This is a genomic window from Plesiomonas sp. ZOR0011 (assembly GCF_000800945.1).
GTDB lineage: Bacteria > Pseudomonadota > Gammaproteobacteria > Enterobacterales > CAMTGL01 > Plesiomonas > Plesiomonas shigelloides.
Map to the genome: position 1 here is coordinate 1 of NZ_JRKB01000066.1, position 20,278 is coordinate 20,278.

The window sequence follows — 20,278 nt, forward strand, 5'->3', positions numbered from 1 at the left end:
CGAGCGGCCAAAGGGATCAGACTGTAAATCTGACGGCTCAGCCTTCGAAGGTTCGAATCCTTCTCTCTCCACCATTCTTCTTTCTTTTCCGTATCCTCTTCGTATCGATTTTCTCATCTAGTTTTTTTCATATAGCCTTCTCGATTTTTAAATTCTCTATTGCTCTGTGCGTTTCTGTTTCTCGTCCTGATCGGTTTCTGTTATCGCATAATCCCAACCGAACGCCCCACATGCTCATCGCTGATTTTCAGCGAATTCTCGCTTTCAAACTCACCGCTGAGTTGCTAGCATCAAAGCTTCATTTTTTATGCCTGACGATAAGTGACTGCAGAATATGAAGTTCATCTCCTTTAACATCAATGGATTACGGGCTAGACCACATCAGCTGGAAGAAATAGTCACGCTACATCAACCCGATGTAATTGGTCTGCAGGAGATCAAGGTTCACGATGACATGTTTCCGCTGGAAGACGTCGCCAAACTGGGCTATCACGTCTTCCACCATGGTCAAAAAAGCCATTATGGCGTCGCGTTGCTGACCAAAGCCAAGCCACTGGCGGTACGTAAGGGTTTTCCGACCGATGATGAAGACGCGCAGCGCCGCATGATCATGGCAGATCTGGAAACGCCAGCCGGTACGTTGACTGTCTTAAACGGCTACTTCCCACAAGGGGAAAGCCGCGATCATCCAACTAAGTTTCCAGCCAAACAAAAATTCTACGCCGATCTGATGAATTATCTCTGCGAGCATCATTCACCGGATCAACCGATTGTGATCATGGGCGATATGAACATCAGTGCCAGCGATTTGGATATCGGCATTGGTGAAGAGAATCGTAAACGCTGGCTGCGTACCGGCAAATGCTCCTTCTTGCCAGAAGAGCGCGAGTGGATGGATACCCTGCTGCAATGGGGTCTAGTGGATACCTTCCGCGCCCTGCATCCAGATACCCATGATCGCTACTCATGGTTTGATTATCGCTCGAAGGGCTTTGATGATAACCGTGGCCTGCGCATCGACCAGATCTTGGCCACCCAGATGCTGGCCGAGCGCTGCAACGAAGCCGGTATTGATTATCAAACGCGTGGGATGGAAAAACCGTCTGATCATGCGCCTATCTGGGCTAATTTTGCACTCTAATCGCTGCGTTCTTGTGGGCTAATGTGGAGTTTTTCCTTCGCTGATATGCGAGATCCGCATGAGTGCATAACCGCCTTAAATAGTAACGGGTCGCTGATGCGACCCGTTTTATTGTTAGATGCCAGAGTACTTGCCGATAACGATTGATGTCAGCTCGCCAGTGGCCGTAAATGACGCTGCCAATGATCTTCCCAACGCCGAAATCCCCACACCAACAAAAATGTCAGGCCAAGATATAACAACGCAGCAAAGCTAAAGGCTTCAAACGGTGCATAAAACTGCGCATACACATCGCGCGCCGCACCGGTAATATCAATCACGGTCACCACACTTGCTAACGCCGTGGCATGCAGCATATAAATCACTTCATTGGCATAAGCCGGCAGTGCACGGCGAAACGCCGAGGGCAATATAATCCGCCGCGTCATCTGCCAAGGTGACATACCAAAGGCACGCGCCGCCTCTCGCTCACCACGCGAAGTGGCTTGCATAGCACCGCGCAAAATTTCGGTGGTATAAGCCGCGGTATTTAAACCAAAGGCCAGTAAACACGGGTAAATCGGATCTTGCAGCCAACGCCACCAAACCGTGTGCTGAATACCCTCAATCATGGTCAGGCCGTAGTAAACCAAATACAACTGCACCAGTAATGGCGTACCGCGAAACAGATAGGTAAACATCCAGACCAATGATGAGGCGATGCGTGAGCGGCTACAACGGATAATCGCCAGCGGAATGGCGAGTAACAACCCCACCCACACCGAGACAATCAGCAACTGCACCGTGGTGACAAATCCATCCCAATAATGCAGCAGCGTTTCTGGCGTAAAAATTGTGTTGCCTTGCAACCACTGCTGTATCGTAAGCGACCATTTTTCTATCATGACTTACTCCCACGCTACTCTCGCACTACTCCCGAACAACGCCAGCACTGTAATAGCGCATCAGATAATACAAGCCAATTTCCGAGACGGTGGTCAGCGCCAGATACACCAAGATCACCGGAATGAAAAAAGTAAACGGCTCATGCACCGCGCCAGCCGCTTCTTTAGCCAGTTTCACCATATCCGTCAAACCAATTACTGACGCCAACGCAGTGGTCTTGATCAGCACCTGCCAGTTATTGCCGATCCCCGGTAGTGCATGGCGCATCATTTGTGGGAACAACACGCGACGAAACACCTGTCCACCACTCATGCCAAAGGCCCGCGCAGCTTCTAGCTGTCCGCGCTCAACGGCTAAGAACGCCCCGCGAAACGTCTCCCCCATGTAGGCACCGAAAATAAAACCGATGGTCATCACTGCAGCCGTAAACTCATCAATATTGACGTACCACTCCACGTCATACTGCGCATACAACCAATCACCGATGCTGTTGGCGATAATCTGGATCCCGAAAAAAATCAGCAGCATCAGCACCAGATCCGGCACGCCACGGATTACCGTGGTATAGAGCTGGCCTAGCCAACGCCAACCGCGCTGCCTCGATAGTTTTGCGCTGGCCGTCAACAAACCGAGTAACAGTGCAATCACTAAGGAAAGGAACGCTAACTCAAGCGTCAGCCAGGCACCAGCGAAGATAGACGGCCCGTAGCCGTGGAGATCCAACATACTGCGTCTCCCTGTCCTGACGGACGACATGGAAAGCCGAGCATCCCGCCCGGCTTACGTGGTGTATTACATGAGATACATTTACGTGAAATACTTAACCGCTACCGCGCGTTATTTTTTGACGCTGTAATCAAAGTATTGCTTCATGATCTTGTCGTAGGTGCCGTTATCTTTAACCGATTGCAAAGCTTGGTTAAATTTCTCGCGCAACTCGTTATCATTTTTACGAAACGCTGCGCCAACTCCGTCACCTAACTGCTGTTTTTCCCCAACTTGCGCATACTGATCACCGTCAGCGGTTTTCAGCAACGTACTTTCCCCCACCGGGAAATCGAGCAGCACGACATCCAAGCGTCCGCCTTTGAGATCCATAACCACTTCGTCACCAGTGTTATAACGGACAATCTGCGCAGTTTTGCCAAATTGTTTGGTCGCAGCGCCGTCTTGAATCGTTCCGCGCTGCACACCAATGCGTTTGCCAGCCAGCGTGTCTGGCTTAGCCGGATCAATCGATGAACCTTTGGCCGCAAACCAAGCGCTTGGGGTGTTGTAATACGGCTCAGAGAACGCCACTTTGGCTTTGCGCTCTTCGTTGATCGACATGGATGAGAAAATCACATCGTATTTACGCGCCAGCAGACCGGGGATAATGCCATCCCATGCTTGCACCACCCACTCACACTTGAGATTGGCTTGCTCACATACCGCATTGCCTAAATCAATTTCAAAACCGGTCAGAGTGCCATCCGGCTTTTTATATTCAAAAGGCTCATACGGTACGTCTACCGCAATGCGCACGTCTTTCCAGTCTTTAGCCAGCGCCGCACCACTGCTCATTGTGGCGGCGATCGCCAGCGCCATTACCAACCCTTTGGATTGTCGAGTATTGTTATTCAGCCATGCCATCGTGCGTCTCCTTCCCCTTACTCGCGCGGTTTACGCCATACATCAATAGGTAAAACACAGCGCATCGGTGTCATACATGTCAGACGCGTCTTATGCTTTCAACGTGTCTGCTAGTTTTTTGTATTGCAGGTGTTTCCTGTCGCGCTATTGTTCTTCCTTCCTGAATCAATACTTAGGCGATAAGAAACGGCGCAGGCGCTCAGAGCGGGTCTGTAAAAAGACCTCTTCTGGCGTACCTTGCTCTTCAATACGCCCTTGATGCAAAAAGACCACCTGACTGGATACCTCGCGCGCGAAAGCCATCTCGTGCGTGACCACCAGCATGGTGCGCCCCTCTTCAGCCAACGAGCGCATCACACTGAGCACCTCACCCACTAACTCAGGATCTAATGCCGAGGTTGGCTCATCAAACAACAATACCGAAGGCTCCACCGCCAAGGCGCGAGCGATACCTGCACGCTGCTGTTGTCCACCCGACAAATGGCCTGGGTAGTAATCACGCCGCTCATACAGACCAACCCGCTGCAACAAGGCTTCAGCGCGGCTGATCGCCTCGGCACGCGGAACCCCGAGCACATGCACCGGCGCTTCGATGATGTTTTGCAGCACGGTCATGTGCGACCACAGATTAAAACTCTGAAAAACCATGGCCAGTTTGGCGCGTAAACGCTGCACCTGTTTGTCATCGGCGGGGAGTCGTTCACCTCGGCGATTGGTTCGCATGGCAATCAATTCACCGGCAATGCGCACCTCACCCGCTGAAGGGATTTCCAATAAGTTAATGCAGCGCAAAAACGTCGACTTGCCAGACCCCGATGAGCCGAGAATCGAAATTACATCGCCTTTGTGCGCCGTCAGACTGACTCCTGACAACACCTGATTAGCGCCAAAAGATTTATATAAATCATCAACCTGTAACGCCGGTACGTCAGACATCCGGAACATCCTTATCATTTACGGGCTTGCGGTGAATCCTAAGGTAACGGGGCGTCTCGCTTCCCGATACCATCGCTATTAAAACTACTGTATGTTTTATCGTTTGTTAATATCAGGTAAATCATTTGGGCTATTTTGGCCGTCGAGTAACAGCATATTGCTCTATTAAGCACGCATATTAGGCGTGGGTATTACTGCCCGTTCACCATTAATGTCGACTACGATTTAAGGATGGGAGGAAATTAAGATTTTCTGTCTTAATTTTATCTCTTACCATTACCGCCTCTTTCTGGAGATATAAGGCCGTACGGTGGAGAAAAAGATTATTGAAGTGGTCGCTGCCGCTATTATCGCTCAGAACCAAGTTCTGCTAGCACAGCGCACCGCAAATGCCCAAGATGGCGGATTGTGGGAGCTACCCGGCGGTAAAGTTGAGGCTGGCGAAAGTCATCAGCAGGCACTACGCCGTGAGCTGCAAGAAGAATTGGCGTTAACCTGTGAAATTGGCGCATCACTGGGCTGCGCGGAGGTGGAAAAAGAGCACTGCATTATCCGCCTGCATGGCTATATCGCCACGTTACCAAACGCTATTACGCCGGTGCTGCATTGCCATGATGCGGCGCATTGGGTCAGCTACGCCGAATTAGCGGACTACGCCATGCCGGCGGCAGATATTCCGCTGGTAGCGGCACTGCGCCAGTATATGCAGGCAGATACCCAATAAAGAACGAATAATAATTCCAGCTGAAAATCGGCTGAAAATAAACCAGCCTCGTAGTCGCCATTAACCACGAGGCTGGTTTGTTTTAACTGATGCTCTAATTTACTGGAGCACTAATGCACTGAGGCGATGTCGGCTCGCTGAAGTACGCAAAGCCAAAAGCCCAATGACCGTCTTGGATAAGCACATAATTAGCGTGCTTTATTCCCCGTAAAAACCTGCCATTCCAGTGGGCTGTTATTAAATTGCGGATCTTGCGGGATGCAACGCATCAAAATATTCCCCACCGATAACACCGCCCCTTGCGAGTAACGTTGATCGGCATAGAAACAGGCTTGCCCTTGCATCAAGGCACCCGCATCTACATCAACTTTCAATCGGGTATTGTCATTGTTCCAGCTCGGTTGACTGGGTTTAGTCAACGAACCAGTACTGATCCCTGAGCTAGTGACGCCGGATGAATTGATACCAGAGGTGCTGATACCAGATGTACTAATAGTCGTACCGTCCGAGGAGATGGTGCTATTACCCGACGTGATAATCGTAGTACCCGATGCGCCACTGCTAACCGACACGCCGCCATCGCTCAATGAACCGGTGCTGATCACCGTGCTCTCTGCATGTGCCGAAGCCAGCACACTGCCGCCTAGCATCAACGCTAAGGCCAATCCACGTGACAGCACGTTGTTTCGAGTATTACTCTGCCGCATTGTCATTCCTAACTCCTTAACGGTTGCTAGCCGGCTGGATATATCGCGCCAACATCTTGTTATTGTTTGGGTTCCCGACGCTTACGAGGACGCTTAACGCTCTCTTTTTTCGCTGCAGAGCTCGTTATCGCCTTATCACTATTATCGGTATCGGCCGCCGAGGCAGAATGTTGACTCGCACTCGTGCGACTGGTGCGCCGACTAGCGGTGGTCTGGCGTTTCCCGGCCGATGACGCTGCAGACACCGAGGCCAAGACCCGCATCGCTGCCGGTGGTGAGGCATGACGTACCTGTTCAATCATGGCATACAGTTGCTGCTCGAGTGGCTGCATAAAATCGCTGTAGCGGCACTGTTTCTCACTGATGGCAGTGAGCTTCGATTCCCAGTGCGCCGTCATATCTGGCCGCGTGGCGACATCCGGCAGACTGTGGATCAGTGCCCGTCCGGCAGGGGTGGAGTTGATCACCCGCCCTTTTTTGTGCAGAAACTGACGCTTAAACAACAGCTCGATGATCCCCGCGCGGGTCGCTTCGGTACCCAGGCCATCGGTAGCTCGCAGCACTTTTTTCAGCTCTTTATCCTGCACGAAACGGGCAATCCCGGTCATGGCCGAGAGCAAGGTGGCATCAGTAAACGGACGCGGTGGCTGCGTTTCTTTGCTCAGCACTTCACCGCGCTGACACAGCAGTTCATCGTTTTTGCTCACCTGCGGCAATGGTGCGCTGCTCTCTTCATCTCCGTCGTCATCTTGCTTGCCAATCAAGGTCTTCCAACCGGCAATTTGCAAGTTACGCGCCTGCGCTTGAAAGCGGCCGCCATCAATCAATAACCGGATCCGGCATTTGCGATATTCTGCATCGGCGCAAAACTGCATGAGATACTGACGTGCCACCAGCGTGTAGATTTTATGCTCATCTGGGCTTAAGGACGCCGGTTTGTTACGCGAGGTCGGGATAATCGCATGGTGCGCATCCACTTTGCTGTCATCCCAGCAGCGCCCTCGGCGCGATGGGTCAAAACCGGCGCCATCGATTTTCAGACTTGGCGCATGCACTTCCACCGCTCCCAATACGCTGTGCCGGTCGGCAAAATGCTCGGTCGGTAAGTGGCGGCTATCGGAACGTGGATAGGTGATCAGTTTGTGAGTTTCGTACAGTTTTTGGCAGACATCCAGCACTTGCTGGGCGCTCATGCCAAACGCTTTGGCCGCATCAATCTGCAACGCGGATAACGAATATGGTAACGGCGGCAGCTCTTTTTCCCGCTTGTCTTCATACTCATCCACTATCGCCGGTTGGCCACTAATTTTCTGCGCCACATGCTCAGCCAATTTCTGGCTGATGATCCGGCCGTCTTCATCTTGATACGGCTCAGTGGCTTCACTCGGCTGCCACTGCGCAGTAAAGATTTCCTCGGCCGGCGTAATAATGTGCGCCCGCACTTCATAGTACGGACGCGGGACAAAATGCTCTATCTCTTCATCGCGGCGCACCACCAAGCCTAAGATGGGGGTTTGCACTCGACCAACCGACAACACGCCTTGGTAACCGGCGCGCTGGCCCAGCAGGGTATAGGCGCGGGTCATGTTCATGCCGTACAGCCAATCGGCCCGCGCGCGTGCCAGTGCAGAAACGCACAGCGGAATAAACTCGCGGTTAGAGCGCAAACGGCCAATCGCACGCGTCACGGCCGACGGGTTGAGGTCGTTAATCAAGCAGCGTTGGATGCGCTGCATCTGCTCTTGCGGCAACGCCAGATATTCCAGCACCTCATCCACCAGCAGTTGCCCTTCGCGGTCCGGGTCACCAGCATGTACGATATCACTGGCCTTTTTGACCAGTGCTTTAAGCACATTGAGCTGCTTGCGCGACGAGGCTTTCGGCAACAGTTGCCATTTTTGCGGCACAATCGGCAGATGCGCCAGATTCCAGCGCGCGTACTGCTCGCCATAGGCATCTGGCGGCGCTTGCTCCAGCAGGTGACCGATACACCAGCTGACCACATTGCCCTCGCCGCACTCAATGTAACCATCCTGTTTACGGTGCGGTTTGGGCAGCACATCCGCAATTGCCCGACCGAGACTCGGTTTCTCTGCAATGAAAAGACGCATTCACTTCCTTATCGGTATCGGTGTACAAGGCCGCTTACGGAGCGGTATTACTGCGCAGGAAATCTTCTACTTCCTGATAGGTGCCGGTAAAACCGATCCGATCGGCTTTTTTCGACAACTGATACTGGTACATCGGATCGTAATATTCCACCAGCAGAGGCTCCAACCAACGCAAGTGAACATCGGCCGACTGCCCTTGCTGATGCTCGACCAGCGCCGATTCCAGCAATTCGGTGATCTCTTGGAAACGAGTCATGCCCAGACGTTTACGAATGCCAAACAGACCATGACGCAGATAATCAGCAAACTGCATCCAGCCGTGTTGTTCGCCGTAGACTTTGCAAAAACCGTCCAGCATGAAATCGACATACTCTTCGCGCAGACGAATCAAACGCACATCCACCGGATCGTGGATAACCGCAATCTTGGCTTCGGTCATCGACTGATACAGCTCCAGCGGCACATGCGCCGAGCCGATAATACGGCCTTCGTCTTCCAGCACCAGCGAGCCCAGACCGCGGTCCAGACATTTGAGCAGATCCACCGCCAACTGGTTTTCAAAACCAATTTGCGTGGCTTGCTCGGCCACCATACGACCAAACGACGAACCGCGATGGCGTGCCGCCCCTTCCAGATCCACGCCGTTTGGCAGCGCCTTGATCAGTCGGGTTTTACCGCTACCGGTATTACCGCCAATCAGCATCATCGGCAGCTTAGCGGCTTCCACGGTTTGCTCCATCAGGAAGCGGCGCAGCGCCTTGTAACCCCCTTCAATCAGTGGGTAGTCAACGCCGGCTTCTTTGAGCCACGCTTGGGTGATATGCGAACGCTGGCCGCCACGGAAACAGTACATGTAACCGGTCGGATGGGTGTGGCAAAACGCCGTCCACGCCGCCAGACGCGCGGCTTTCACATCATCGCGAACCAGCTTGTGACCGAGGCGCAGGGCCTCATCCGGCCCCTCTTCTTTATAACAAATCCCGACCGCTTCACGTTCGCGATCGTTCATCAGCGGCAAATTGACCGAAGTCGGAAATGCCCCTTGCAAATACTCTACCGGAGCCCGCACATCCATCAGCGGGGTATCGGCTAAAAACAGCGCGCGAAAATCCACTTCGGCTGCATTTAACCGCGGCATGACGTGACCTCAATCAGATGTTCACCTTGACCCGCATGCACTTCACCGATCGCACTCAGCGTCAGATTATGTTGCGCAGCCACTTTCTGTACGGCTTCCACCGCATCTGGGCGCACCGCCAGCAGCAAACCACCGGAGGTTTGTGGATCGCACAGCAGGCTGCGCTGCATCTCGGTCATCGGGGCAATCAGATGGCCATAGCTGTCAAAGTTGCGGGTTGTACCACCCGGTACACAACCGGCAGTGATGTACTCTTCTACCGCATCCAGCTTAGGTACGGCATCAAACCATACGGTCGCTTGCAGGCCAGAGCCTTGACAGATTTCGCTTAAATGACCCAACAGACCGAAACCGGTGACGTCGGTCATCGCGGTAACGCCATCAATGTGCGCAAAATCAGCACCCGGCTTGTTCATCTGGCACATGGTTTCAGTGGCCAAACCCACATGCTCAGGACGCAGCAAACCTTTTTTCTCTGCGGTCGTCAGTACGCCGATGCCCAGCGGTTTAGTTAAGAACAACTGGCAACCGGCTTCAGCGGCGGAGTTTTTCTTCACCAGCGCCGTATCAACCATACCGGTCACCGCCAGACCAAAAATGGGCTCTGGCGCATCGATAGAGTGACCACCGGCCAAGGCAATACCTGCCTGTTGGCAAGCATGACGACCACCGTCGATCACTTTCTGCGCGACTTCCGCCGGCAGTTTGGCAATTGGCCAGCCAAGAATGGCGATAGCCATGATCGGCTTACCGCCCATGGCATACACGTCACTGATGGCGTTAGTGGCAGCAATGCGGCCAAAATCAAACGGATCATCGACAATCGGCATGAAAAAGTCAGTGGTACTGATAATGCCGACCCCATTACCGATGTCATACACGGCGGCATCGTCTTTGGTTTCGTTACCGACCAGCAGATTAGGGTCAGTGAATTTTTGCAGTTCCGAGTGCAGGATGGTATCCAGCACTTTAGGCGAGATTTTACACCCACAGCCCGCGCCGTGGCTGTACTGGGTTAAACGGATTTTTTCCATGGGAAAGGCGTCCTATCACCAAAAAGACCAATAATGACAGGCGTGTGCAAACACGCAATGCGCCCATTATAAGCGCGCACCGCGTCAGATGCTCAAAAATGATGACTAGAATTGTCTGATAAACGGGCTGATGTCTGGCGATTTGACCTTTTGCGGGGCAATCAGCGGGGTACCGAGATACAAAAAGCCGACAATTTCGTCTTGCTCGCGGCAATCAAACGCCGCTTTAATGCGAGCATCTTCACACCACTTGCCGCTCCGCCAGATCCCACCAAAGCCTTGTGCAAAGGCGGCCATTTGCATCGCTTGTACCGCGCAACCAGCCGATAACACCTGCTCCCAATACGGCACTTTATGGTGTTCGGTACAGTGGGCGACCACGGCAATAATCAGTGGTGCGCGAAACGGCGCATTACGCGATTTATCAATCACCTCAGCGGGCTCGCCATCTTCTTGCGCTACCTGTACCAGTAAATCACTGAACCGCTGCAATCCCGCATCTTGAATCAGGGTAAAACGCCACGGCTGCAATGCGCCATGATCCGGCGCGCGCATACCGGCGCGTATAATATTCTCCAGCGCTTCCCCCGACGGTGCCGGCGCTTGCAGGCGTGATGAAGAACGACGGTTAAGCAGCAAATCCAGAGCCAGCATAGAATACTCCCTGCTTCAAAAATGAAAGCGATACATGCTTGATGATAATGATTCGCAGCTTAACACGAATAACCACCAGTACGAATAGTTCTTACTAGCATCAGCCAGCGTCATTTTTACCGCGCCAGCACCCTATCGCCACCGCTGTCCGAACCGTTACAAACGCGACGCCACTTCTGCCCCTTGGCGAATTGCGCGTTTGGCATCCAGCTCAGCCGCTACATCCGCGCCACCAATCACATGTGGTCTGCCGCCGAGCATGATCAGCTGATCGGCCAGCTCGCGTAACGGCTCTTGCCCCGTACACAAAATCACATTATCGACCGGCAACACGTGCGCTTGGCCATCCATCACCACATGTAGCCCATCATCATCCACACGCTGATACTCAACGCCCGAATGCATGTTGACCTGATACTTTTGTAAGCTGGCGCGGTGGATCCAACCGGTGGTTTTGCCAAGGCTGGCGCCGACTTTGCTGCTCTTACGCTGCAAGAGCCAAATTTCACGCGCAGGATGTGGCGCTTCAGCTGGTAGCAAACCACCACGCTCGCGCACCTCTTTATCCACGCCCCACTCACGTAACCAACGATCGGGGCTTAAGGTCACCGAATCCCCGCCCGACACCAAATATTCCGCGACATCAAAGCCAATACCTCCGGCGCCGATGATGGCAACTTTCTGTCCGACCGGGCGATGGTGGCGCAGCACATCCAGATAGCTCAGCACTTTCGGATGCGCGATCCCGGCAATTTTCGGAATACGCGGCACAATACCGGTGGCGATGATCACCTCATCAAAATCACTGAGGGCTTCGGCTAAGACCCGTTGCCCTAAGCGCACATCAATGCCGAGCTCCTGCACGCGCTGGGCAAAGTAGCGCAATGTCTCTTTGAACTCTTCTTTACCGGGGATCTGGCTAGCATAGTTAAATTGCCCGCCAATCACGCTGTCTTGCTCGAACAAGGTCACCGCATGACCACACTCCGCCGCTACACAGGCAGCGGATAATCCTGCCGGACCGGCACCAACCACCGCCACTTTCTTCGGTTTCGCGCTGCGCACATACACCAGCTCGGTTTCATAGGCGGCTTGTGGGTTGACCAAACAGGTCGCGCGCTTACCGGCAAAGATATGATCCAAACAGGCCTGATTGCAGGCTATACAGGTATTGATACGCTGACTTTCGCCCTGTGCGGCTTTTTTAACAAAATCAGGATCGGCTAAAAACGGTCTAGCCATCGACACCATATCGGCATCGCCGCGCTGCAAAATAGACTCCGCCACTTCCGGCGTGTTAATCCGGTTGGTAGTGATCAGTGGAATAGACACTTCCGAACGCAAACGCGCAGTCACCCAACTGAACGCGCCCCGTGGCACGCTGGTGGCAATGGTCGGGATCCGCGCTTCATGCCAACCAATACCGGTATTCAGCAAGGTCACGCCCGCGTGCTCCAGCATTTTGGCCAGCGCAATCACTTCACTCCAACTGCTGCCTTGCTCGACCAAATCCAGCATCGATAAACGGAAGATAATGATGAAATCGTGCCCTGCCCGTTCTCGGATCGCTTTGACAATCTCTACCGCGAAACGGCTACGGCCGGCGAAACTCCCGCCCCACTCATCCTGACGCTGATTGGTGCGTGTGCACAAAAATTGATTGATGAGATAGCCTTCCGACCCCATGACTTCCACCCCATCGTAACCGGCTTCACGAGCCAGCAACGCGGTCATGGCAAAATCACGGATGGTGCCGCGGATTTGTCGCTCCGACATCGCTTTAGGCTTAAACGGCGTAATTGGCGCTTGCAGCGCCGACGGCGCAACCGCAAACGGATGCATCGCATAACGGCCAGCATGCAGAATTTGCAGACAGATTTTCCCGCCGCCCTCATGAACAGCTTGGGTGATACGGCGGTGTTTACTGATTTGCCACGGGAAGCTCAGCTGCGCCCCGTGCGGCACTAAACGACCGCGAAAATTAGGTGCCATGCCACCCGTTACAATCAAGCCAACGCCCCCTTCTGCGCGCCGCCGGTAAAAGGCAGCCAGTTTGTCAAAACCGCCGCGCATCTCTTCCAGCCCAGTGTGCATGGAGCCCATCAGCACGCGATTACGCAGCTGAGTAAATCCCAAATCAAGGGGAGCAAGCAGATGAGGATAGTGAGACATGATGTCGGGTCCTTTTCGTCATGGTCTGACCAGTCTACGAAAGGCAATGAATAACGGCAAACATTATGTTTACATTCGTTAAACAAATCACTGTATGACTATGCTTACTTAAAACGCGAGCACTGCCGTGTCAGCTGATCTTTACGTGAGAAAGCGATAGGATAGCCACTTCATACCTCATGTTAACCCTGATGGAGACTCCATGCGCTTATTGTGGCGACTGGTTGCCAACCTGTTTACCTGGACCTGGCGGATTATTAACTTTATCCGTCAGGCCGCACTGAATCTGATGCTGGTCGTAGTGGTCCTGATCGGCGTAGCGATTTACGGCTTTCTCAAACCTAGTACTCCAGTAGTCAAGCAAGGTGCGCTGCTGCTGGATTTGTCTGGTGTGATTGTGGAAGAGCCGCGCTTTTCCAATCCCTTCCAACAACTGAGTCGCGAACTGCTGGGTAGCAGCACACCGCTGGCAGAAAATTCGGTCTTTGATATTGTCGATGCCATTCGCCAAGCCAAAGATGACAAAAACATCAAAGGGATTGTGATGTTTTTGAATAACCTTAACGCGGCCAGCGTGCCATCGGTGGAATACATCGGTAAGGCCCTGAAAGAGTTTCGCGAAAGCGGTAAGAAGGTATACGCCTACGCCGATACCTACTCGCAAACTCAATATTATTTAGCCAGTTATGCCAACGAAGTGTATATGTCGCCACAAGGCGGCGTAGCCCTCAATGGCCTTGGCATGAATGCCCTGTACTACAAAGATTTGTTGGATAAGCTCAAAGTCAGCACCCATGTTTTCCGCGTCGGCACCTACAAATCGGCCGTGGAGCCTTTTATCCGTAGCGATATGTCGCCAGAAGCGCGCGAAAATACCAGCCGCTGGTTAAACTTGATGTGGCAAAACATCCGCGGTGACATTGCCGGTAACCGTAATCAACATCCATCTACATTGGTGCCGGATGCCGATACGCTGATCAAAAATCTGGCCCAATTTGGCGGCGATCAAGCTGAATACGCGTTACAACACAAGCTGGTGGATAAGCTGGTTACCCGTCAGCAAATGAATCTGCTTCTGACCAAAACCTTTGGCTTGGACAAAACGGCGCAGGACTTCAATTACACCACGCTGAATGATTATCTGGCCGCGAACCCGATGGATCGCACCCCGCGTGACGGTAATATCGCCGTAATCATCGCCAGCGGCGCCATCATGGATGGAATCCAACAGCCGGGGACTATCGGCGGCGACAGTACTGCCGATCTGCTGCGCCAAGCACGGACCGACAACAAAATCAAAGCCGTGGTTCTGCGCGTTGACAGCCCTGGCGGTAGCGCCTTTGCCTCCGAAATCATCCGTAACGAAGTGGTTGCGCTGAAAAATGCCGGCAAGCCGGTGGTGATCTCCATGGGCTCAATGGCTGCCTCTGGCGGTTACTGGATCTCTGCCGATGCCAACTACATTGTCGCTAACCCGAACACCATTACGGGCTCCATCGGGATTTTCGGGGTGCTCAATACCTTTGAAAACACCCTAGGCAGTATCGGCGTCAATACCGATGGTGTCGCAACCGGCCCGTTGGCTGATCTTTCTGTGACCAAAGCGCTCAATCCACAAGTGAGTGAGCTGATCCAGATGTCGATTAACCGCGGCTACAGCCAGTTCCTGAGTTTGGTGGCGCAAGGTCGTAAGATGAGCGTGGCGAATGTCGATAAAATCGCGCAGGGCCAAGTCTGGCTAGGAGTGGATGCCAAGCAAAACGGACTGGTCGATGAGCTGGGTGACTTCGACACCGCGATCGAAAAAGCTGCCGAACTGGCTAAGCTGGATAAAGTGCAGCTGAGCTGGATCCAACAACAGCCATCGACTCGCGATCTGATTTTGTCGCAATTCACCGCACAACTGCAGGCCGTGCTACCGTCAGCCAGCGGTGTACCCGCGCCACTGATGCAGACGCTAAAAATGTGGCAAGAGCAAACCCGCATGCTGACCGAGTTTAACGATCCAAACGGTCGCTATGCATTCTGCCTCAACTGCGGTAATTTGACCTAAGTGAGCGTTATTTGTAAGTGTTTTCACGTGCGTTAATTGACGCACCGCAAGACCCGCACAATAAATACAAAAGCCCGGACTCTCCGGGCTTTTTTTCACCATAGACTCTTCTATAATCAGGCAGATAATAAGCGTATTCTCCTGAACATTATCAGGTCAGCCATTAAGGCAGGCAGCAGATGCCTGTTTACCTAGCAGAAGTTAGCAGCGGATTTTTATGCAGAAGAAATCGATTTATGTAGCCTATACCGGCGGAACTATCGGTATGCAGCGTTCTGATCACGGGTATATTCCGGTATCGGGTTACATGCAAAAACAACTGGAACAGATGCCGGAGTTTCACCGCAGTGAAATGCCTGCATTTAGTATCCATGAGTATTGTCCGCTGATTGACTCATCTGACATGACTCCGGCTGACTGGCAGCGGATCGCCGATGATATCTATGCCAATTACGATAACTACGATGGCTTCGTGATCCTGCATGGCACCGATACCATGGCCTACACCGCCTCAGCGCTCTCATTTATGCTGGAAAATCTGAATAAACCGGTGATCATTACCGGCTCACAGATCCCGCTGGCCGAGCTGCGCTCCGATGGCCAAACCAACCTGCTCAACGCCCTGTATCTGGCCGCCAATTACCCAATCAATGAAGTGACGCTGTTTTTCAACAACAAGCTGTTTCGCGGTAATCGCACCACCAAGGCCCACGCCGATGGCTTCGATGCCTTTGCATCACCGAACTTCCCTATCTTAACCGAAGTCGGGATCAACATCCGTCAGATCACCAAAAGTACCCTGACGGTCAGCGGTAGCACCTTAAGTTTGCACCCGATTACACCACAGCCGATTGGGGTAGTATCCCTCTATCCGGGCATTTCACATGAAGTGGTGCGTAACTTCCTGCGCCAACCGGTAAAAGCGCTGATTCTACGCTCCTACGGGGTCGGTAACGCGCCACAAAACGCCCAATTGTTAGATGAACTGCATGAAGCGGCGCGACGCGGCATTATCGTGGTCAACCTGACCCAATGCTTCTCCGGCAAAGTGAATATGGAAGGCTACGCGACCGGCAATGCGTTGGCGCAAGCGGGCGTGATCAGTGGCTATGACATGACCATGGAAGCGGCCTTGGCCAAACTGCATTTCCTGCTAAGCCAAGAGTTCAGTGCCGATGAGATTCGCCACCTGATGCAACAAGATTTGCGTGGTGAGCTAAGCGCAGATTAATCCCCTACCTCGCTAAGCCTTATCTTTCCGCTGCGCGTGTTGAAGTTCTGCGTATTGAAAATGTAAAAGCGCCGAACAAACAAGAAGCCGGTTAAGGACATTAACCGGCTTCTTGCATTAACAACGCGCGGCGACGCAATCGCGCCGTAATCAATTACTCACCAGACACCGAATAGGTCGGGATCACCTGCTCTGGCGTAAATTCGCGCTTTAACTCGGCCTTGGATTTCATCACCAACAAGCCATCCGGGCCAATGGTCATGTGCTGTGGGTCGGGATTATTGCGCGCCTGCCAAATCAGCACCGCTTGCAAGCTGGTCTCTTTTTGTACCTCGGTCAGCGCCGTACCATCGGCCCATTTTCCGGTTTCCACCGCCTGCCGCAAGCGTTCATACACCTCCGGCGTCATCGCCGAAATCAGACTGTCCACATGCATGTTTTCACTCCTGAAATCACTGATTGTTGTGTTAAATCCTTTACATCCGTCATGGCCGGTATACAGCGCTGACATCGCCGGCGCGGTGCTGTCAGCAAAACCGTGGCTTAGCCTTCAGTCACTTCGCCGGTATCTTTATCGACAAAACTCAGCGCCACCGAGTTCAAGCAATAGCGCTCACCGCGCGGCGCCGGTCCATCGGTAAACACATGCCCTAAATGGGCATCACAATGCCGGCAACGGATCTCTACCCGCTGCATTCCGTGACTAAAATCATTCACATAGCACACCGAATCCTCACTGAACGGCGCACTAAAACTTGGCCAGCCGCAACCGGAATCAAACTTGGCATCCGAGGTAAACAAGGGGCGATCACAGCACACGCAGTGGTATACGCCGTTTTTGCGATTATGCAGTAAGCGTCCGGAAAACGGCGCTTCAGTCCCCTGCTCGCGACATACCCGATGTTGCTCCGGGGTTAAGCTGCGCAAAGGTGATCTCTTATCTGCCATATTTTCCCTCATACTTTCACTCATCGAATTTTATAGTACATAATGAAGCGTTATCTTTTTTTGACCGTCGGCTCAGCCGCGTAGTGCCCCATCGTAAGATGTAAATTCAGCGCGATATGTGCTCGGCAACGCGAAGCGGCAAATACAGGTTACCCGCCGCTGCCATAGGTGCGCGTTGATGGCTTCTTGTGAAGCCCAGAGAGTAACCCCAACACTGAAGTAGAAAGCGCATGCCAGCTCGCGTTACCCGCGATTACTGGCGGTTAAATTTACTGAAAAATAAGGTGAAAGTGAGTTACATTTGCTTATCACGCCAAGAAACGTGATTGTAATCACAATAAACAAATCAAAACTGACTATACTAGGTAGCTCTATCGATTCAGCATGCTTAAATAAGCAAGGAATGAATGGGATGGAAAAGAAGAAATCTGTCTTTCTTTATGAGTTTCTGCAAAGTTTGACACATTTCCTCTTGACGGTTTGTAGGGTTTTTGTAAGTTTACAACCATCTTTTAATCAACGAACATTTTAGTTGGTGAATGCATATGTCTATCAAAGTAGGTATTAACGGTTTTGGCCGTATCGGTCGTTTCGTATTCCGTCTGGCTTGTGAGCGTTCTGACATCGAAGTTGTTGGTATCAACGACCTGATCGACGTTGAGTACATGGCTTACATGCTGAAGTACGACTCTACCCACGGTCGCTTCAACGGTACCGTTGAAGTTAAAGACGGCAACCTGGTTGTAAACGGCAAAACTGTTCGCGTTACCGCTGAGCGTGATCCTGCTAACCTGCGTTGGGGCGAAATCGGTGTTGACGTTGTTGCCGAAGCAACTGGTCTGTTCCTGACTGACGAAACTGCACGTAAGCACATCGCTGCTGGTGCTAAGAAAGTTGTTCTGACTGGCCCGTCTAAAGACGCTACCCCAATGTTCGTAATGGGTGTTAACCACGACACTTATGCTGGCCAAGACATCGTTTCTAACGCATCTTGCACCACTAACTGCCTGGCACCAATCGCTAAAGTACTGAACGACACCTTCGGTATCGAATCTGGTCTGATGACTACCGTTCACGCGACTACTGCTACTCAGAAGACTGTTGACGGTCCATCTGCGAAAGACTGGCGTGGTGGCCGCGGCGCGGCTCAAAACATCATCCCATCTTCTACCGGTGCTGCTAAAGCAGTAGGCGTAGTAATCCCTGAGCTGAAAGGCCTGCTGACTGGTATGGCGTTCCGTGTTCCAACTCCAGACGTATCTGTAGTTGACCTGACCGTTAACCTGAAGAAAGCTGCTACCTACGCAGAAATCTGTGAAGCAATGAAAGCTGCTTCTCAAGGCGCGATGAAAGGCGTTCTGGGCTATACCGAAGACGAAGTTGTTTCTACTGACTTCCTGGGTGAGCGTCAGACTTCCGTATTCGACGCTAAAGCTGGTATCCAGCTGACCGACAAATTCGTTAAAGTTGTATCTTGGTACGACAACGAAATGGGTTACTCCAGCAAAGTTCTGGATCTGATCGCTCACATCTCCAAGTAATCTATACTTGATTGAGCGAAAAAAAGGCGGCGCTGGCCGCCTTTTTTTATAGGTTTTTCTCACACCCTGTACTGACGGAAATGTGATGATGGATCGTTTCTTATCTTTGCCTGTTATTGAACAACTCTCCCCGTCGTTAAGCCTACGCCGTAATGCGGAGCTGGATATCCTGGTTATTGATCACCCCAAAGCCCAAGCGGCCGTAAGTCTGCAAGGCGCACAGTTGCTGTTGTGGCAACCGACAGGGCAACAACCGGTAATTTGGCTAAGCGAAAAGGCAGCTTTTGTCAGCGGTAAAGCCCTGCGTGGCGGTATTCCTATCTGTTGGCCGTGGTTTGGTCGTGTTGCCCAACCGGCGCATGGTTTTGCCCGTAACTTGCCGTGGCAATTACAACAGCATCAGGAAAACAATGAGACGCTGAGCCTGAGCTTAAACCTGACGGACAGCGCAGAAACCGATGCCTACTGGCCACATGCGTTCTCGCTGACCTTAGAGATCTCTGTGGGCGAGCAACTGACGCTGAGTCTGAACAGTAGCAGTAATGAAGAAGTCCGTCTGACCGGTGCTCTGCACACCTATTTTGCGGTGGGTGATATCGGTAAAACCAGCGTAGAAGCGCTCGGTAGCGAATACACTGATAGCCTGAATAAAGGCCAGAAAGTGGAAGATGCACCGGTTTTGACCATCGAAGAGGGTGAAGCCATTGACCGCATCTACACGGCCGCCGAAGAAGCTTCATTCATCCACGATGAAGCCAACCAGCGTGTCATTGTGGTTGAGCACCAAGGCAATAACTGTGTGGTAGCGTGGAACCCTGGCAAAGAAGGGGCGCGCGGTATGGCCGATATGGCCGATGACGGTTATCAAACCATGCTGTGTGTGGAAACCGTTCTGGCCGGTACGCCAACCATCATTAATGCTCAGCATAGCCACCAGCTGTTGGCACGTATTCGCATCGCCTAACAGGCTGAATATCGCCTTCTCAGTAACGCTGCTTAACCCACAGGTATCGGCAGCGTTATGTTAGTACTTCCCCTACACCATCTTGTACCACGCCACACATCACCCTCATTTAGCTGCCACATTTGGCTGTCGCAGTCATTCATAAGCTATTTTCTGTTTTATCGCGAGCTCTGCTCTGTAGCCGAAGATTTTATTACTCATCGTCACATCATTTTTATGCTTGGGTTTACTGCCATTCTGACATTTTTATGGCAGTTTTCTGACCGCGCCTGCATTTTGTACCAAAGCAGCTGATAACGTTGGTTAAAGCACAGTGTTAAAAACGCGTTAAAAAACTTAGTTTTATTTGCATGAAATTCCGGCAGACCCGTCTAAGCTTAGTGAAGGGAACGTAACAATAGTGAATC

General features: G+C 52.2%; 19 protein-coding genes. 7 read left to right on the forward strand and 12 right to left on the reverse strand.

Features of this window, described 5'->3' with window-relative positions:
- Both L975_RS18455 and xthA read left to right on the forward strand, forming a co-directional pair.
- Nucleotides 1-338 (forward strand): hypothetical protein (locus tag L975_RS18455; protein ID WP_218185596.1); only part of this gene is annotated, 338 nt, incomplete at its 5' end.
- Nucleotides 335-1,141, forward strand: a complete 807-nt coding sequence (xthA, locus tag L975_RS11740; RefSeq protein WP_010864137.1) for an exodeoxyribonuclease III — start codon at nucleotides 335-337, stop codon at nucleotides 1,139-1,141. The genes L975_RS18455 and xthA, both read left to right, overlap by 4 nt.
- A gap of 149 nt (nucleotides 1,142-1,290) precedes the next feature.
- Here xthA and L975_RS11745 read toward each other — a convergent pair whose 3' ends face one another.
- The 4 genes from L975_RS11745 to L975_RS11760 form a co-directional block, all read right to left on the reverse strand.
- The gene (locus L975_RS11745) at nucleotides 1,291-2,025 is read right to left on the reverse strand and encodes an ABC transporter permease (protein WP_047708798.1); all 735 of its coding nucleotides are present in this window, start codon (nucleotides 2,023-2,025) and stop codon (nucleotides 1,291-1,293) included.
- Between the two features lie 25 nt (nucleotides 2,026-2,050).
- On the reverse strand, nucleotides 2,051-2,752 hold the full coding sequence (locus tag L975_RS11750) for an ABC transporter permease (RefSeq protein WP_010864139.1): 702 nt from the start codon (nucleotides 2,750-2,752) through the stop codon (nucleotides 2,051-2,053).
- Nucleotides 2,753-2,863: 111 nt separating this feature from the next.
- A complete protein-coding gene (locus L975_RS11755; protein ID WP_052181444.1) occupies nucleotides 2,864-3,658 on the reverse strand; it encodes a transporter substrate-binding domain-containing protein in 795 nt (264 codons plus the stop codon).
- 165 nt (nucleotides 3,659-3,823) lie between these two features.
- A complete protein-coding gene (locus tag L975_RS11760) occupies nucleotides 3,824-4,594 on the reverse strand; it encodes an ABC transporter ATP-binding protein (protein ID WP_010864141.1) in 771 nt (256 codons plus the stop codon).
- A gap of 310 nt (nucleotides 4,595-4,904) precedes the next feature.
- Here L975_RS11760 and L975_RS11765 point away from each other — a divergent pair, with 310 nt between their 5' ends.
- The gene (locus L975_RS11765) at nucleotides 4,905-5,318 is read left to right on the forward strand and encodes a (deoxy)nucleoside triphosphate pyrophosphohydrolase (RefSeq protein ID WP_052181445.1); all 414 of its coding nucleotides are present in this window, start codon (nucleotides 4,905-4,907) and stop codon (nucleotides 5,316-5,318) included.
- Between the two features lie 188 nt (nucleotides 5,319-5,506).
- Here L975_RS11765 and L975_RS11770 read toward each other — a convergent pair whose 3' ends face one another.
- The 6 genes from L975_RS11770 to L975_RS11795 form a co-directional block, all read right to left on the reverse strand.
- On the reverse strand, nucleotides 5,507-6,031 hold the full coding sequence (locus tag L975_RS11770; RefSeq protein WP_047708800.1) for a DUF1496 domain-containing protein: 525 nt from the start codon (nucleotides 6,029-6,031) through the stop codon (nucleotides 5,507-5,509).
- A 53-nt stretch (nucleotides 6,032-6,084) separates the two neighbouring features.
- Nucleotides 6,085-8,136 carry a DNA topoisomerase III gene (locus L975_RS11775; protein ID WP_072033069.1) on the reverse strand — a complete coding sequence of 684 codons (2,052 nt, stop codon included), beginning with the start codon at nucleotides 8,134-8,136 and terminating at the stop codon, nucleotides 6,085-6,087.
- Between the two features lie 34 nt (nucleotides 8,137-8,170).
- Nucleotides 8,171-9,274, reverse strand: a complete 1,104-nt coding sequence (gene mnmH / locus L975_RS11780; RefSeq protein ID WP_039045612.1) for a tRNA 2-selenouridine(34) synthase MnmH — start codon at nucleotides 9,272-9,274, stop codon at nucleotides 8,171-8,173.
- Entirely contained in the window at nucleotides 9,262-10,308 is a 1,047-nt protein-coding gene (selD, locus tag L975_RS11785) for a selenide, water dikinase SelD (protein WP_047708802.1), read from the reverse strand. Before selD ends, mnmH begins: the two co-directional genes overlap by 13 nt.
- Nucleotides 10,309-10,413: 105 nt before the next feature.
- A complete protein-coding gene (locus L975_RS11790; protein WP_047708804.1) occupies nucleotides 10,414-10,962 on the reverse strand; it encodes an NAD(P)H nitroreductase in 549 nt (182 codons plus the stop codon).
- A gap of 156 nt (nucleotides 10,963-11,118) precedes the next feature.
- On the reverse strand, nucleotides 11,119-13,134 hold the full coding sequence (locus L975_RS11795; protein WP_047708805.1) for an NADPH-dependent 2,4-dienoyl-CoA reductase: 2,016 nt from the start codon (nucleotides 13,132-13,134) through the stop codon (nucleotides 11,119-11,121).
- Nucleotides 13,135-13,336: 202 nt separating this feature from the next.
- Here L975_RS11795 and sppA point away from each other — a divergent pair, with 202 nt between their 5' ends.
- Nucleotides 13,337-15,187, forward strand: coding sequence for a signal peptide peptidase SppA (sppA, locus tag L975_RS11800; protein ID WP_047708807.1), 1,851 nt, complete (start codon nucleotides 13,337-13,339; stop codon nucleotides 15,185-15,187).
- Between the two features lie 217 nt (nucleotides 15,188-15,404).
- A complete protein-coding gene (gene ansA / locus L975_RS11805; protein ID WP_010864150.1) occupies nucleotides 15,405-16,418 on the forward strand; it encodes an asparaginase in 1,014 nt (337 codons plus the stop codon).
- Between the two features lie 154 nt (nucleotides 16,419-16,572).
- On the opposite strand, the gene L975_RS11810 is transcribed toward ansA, so the two are convergent.
- Together L975_RS11810 and msrB are read right to left on the reverse strand one after the other, a co-directional pair.
- On the reverse strand, nucleotides 16,573-16,854 hold the full coding sequence (locus tag L975_RS11810) for a YeaC family protein (protein WP_047708809.1): 282 nt from the start codon (nucleotides 16,852-16,854) through the stop codon (nucleotides 16,573-16,575).
- Between the two features lie 107 nt (nucleotides 16,855-16,961).
- The gene (gene msrB / locus L975_RS11815; RefSeq protein WP_156121208.1) at nucleotides 16,962-17,366 is read right to left on the reverse strand and encodes a peptide-methionine (R)-S-oxide reductase MsrB; all 405 of its coding nucleotides are present in this window, start codon (nucleotides 17,364-17,366) and stop codon (nucleotides 16,962-16,964) included.
- Nucleotides 17,367-17,911: 545 nt separating this feature from the next.
- On the opposite strand from msrB, the gene gap reads away from it, so the two are divergent.
- Nucleotides 17,912-18,907: a type I glyceraldehyde-3-phosphate dehydrogenase gene (gene gap, locus L975_RS11820; protein ID WP_010864153.1), complete on the forward strand. Its 996-nt coding sequence runs from the start codon at nucleotides 17,912-17,914 to the stop codon at nucleotides 18,905-18,907.
- 85 nt (nucleotides 18,908-18,992) lie between these two features.
- Nucleotides 18,993-19,871: a D-hexose-6-phosphate mutarotase gene (locus tag L975_RS11825; protein ID WP_052181446.1), complete on the forward strand. Its 879-nt coding sequence runs from the start codon at nucleotides 18,993-18,995 to the stop codon at nucleotides 19,869-19,871.
- The last annotated feature ends 407 nt before the right edge of the window (nucleotides 19,872-20,278 follow it).

Excerpts from the sequence above, each read along its gene's own strand:
- gap (WP_010864153.1), top strand. The coding sequence starts at position 17,912 with ATGTCTATCAAAGTAGGTATTAACGGTTTTGGCCGTATCGGTCGTTTC.
- selD (WP_047708802.1), bottom strand. The coding sequence starts at position 10,308 with ATGGAAAAAATCCGTTTAACCCAGTACAGCCACGGCGCGGGCTGTGGG.
- xthA (WP_010864137.1), top strand. The coding sequence starts at position 335 with ATGAAGTTCATCTCCTTTAACATCAATGGATTACGGGCTAGACCACAT.
- L975_RS11775 (WP_072033069.1), bottom strand. The coding sequence starts at position 8,136 with ATGCGTCTTTTCATTGCAGAGAAACCGAGTCTCGGTCGGGCAATTGCG.
- L975_RS11750 (WP_010864139.1), bottom strand. The coding sequence starts at position 2,752 with ATGTTGGATCTCCACGGCTACGGGCCGTCTATCTTCGCTGGTGCCTGG.
- mnmH (WP_039045612.1), bottom strand. The coding sequence starts at position 9,274 with ATGCCGCGGTTAAATGCAGCCGAAGTGGATTTTCGCGCGCTGTTTTTA.
- L975_RS11770 (WP_047708800.1), bottom strand. The coding sequence starts at position 6,031 with ATGACAATGCGGCAGAGTAATACTCGAAACAACGTGCTGTCACGTGGA.
- L975_RS11790 (WP_047708804.1), bottom strand. The coding sequence starts at position 10,962 with ATGCTGGCTCTGGATTTGCTGCTTAACCGTCGTTCTTCATCACGCCTG.
- L975_RS11760 (WP_010864141.1), bottom strand. The coding sequence starts at position 4,594 with ATGTCTGACGTACCGGCGTTACAGGTTGATGATTTATATAAATCTTTT.
- ansA (WP_010864150.1), top strand. The coding sequence starts at position 15,405 with ATGCAGAAGAAATCGATTTATGTAGCCTATACCGGCGGAACTATCGGT.
- L975_RS11745 (WP_047708798.1), bottom strand. The coding sequence starts at position 2,025 with ATGATAGAAAAATGGTCGCTTACGATACAGCAGTGGTTGCAAGGCAAC.
- sppA (WP_047708807.1), top strand. The coding sequence starts at position 13,337 with ATGCGCTTATTGTGGCGACTGGTTGCCAACCTGTTTACCTGGACCTGG.
- L975_RS11810 (WP_047708809.1), bottom strand. The coding sequence starts at position 16,854 with ATGCATGTGGACAGTCTGATTTCGGCGATGACGCCGGAGGTGTATGAA.
- L975_RS11755 (WP_052181444.1), bottom strand. The coding sequence starts at position 3,658 with ATGGCATGGCTGAATAACAATACTCGACAATCCAAAGGGTTGGTAATG.
- L975_RS11825 (WP_052181446.1), top strand. The coding sequence starts at position 18,993 with ATGATGGATCGTTTCTTATCTTTGCCTGTTATTGAACAACTCTCCCCG.
- msrB (WP_156121208.1), bottom strand. The coding sequence starts at position 17,366 with ATGGCAGATAAGAGATCACCTTTGCGCAGCTTAACCCCGGAGCAACAT.
- L975_RS11795 (WP_047708805.1), bottom strand. The coding sequence starts at position 13,134 with ATGTCTCACTATCCTCATCTGCTTGCTCCCCTTGATTTGGGATTTACT.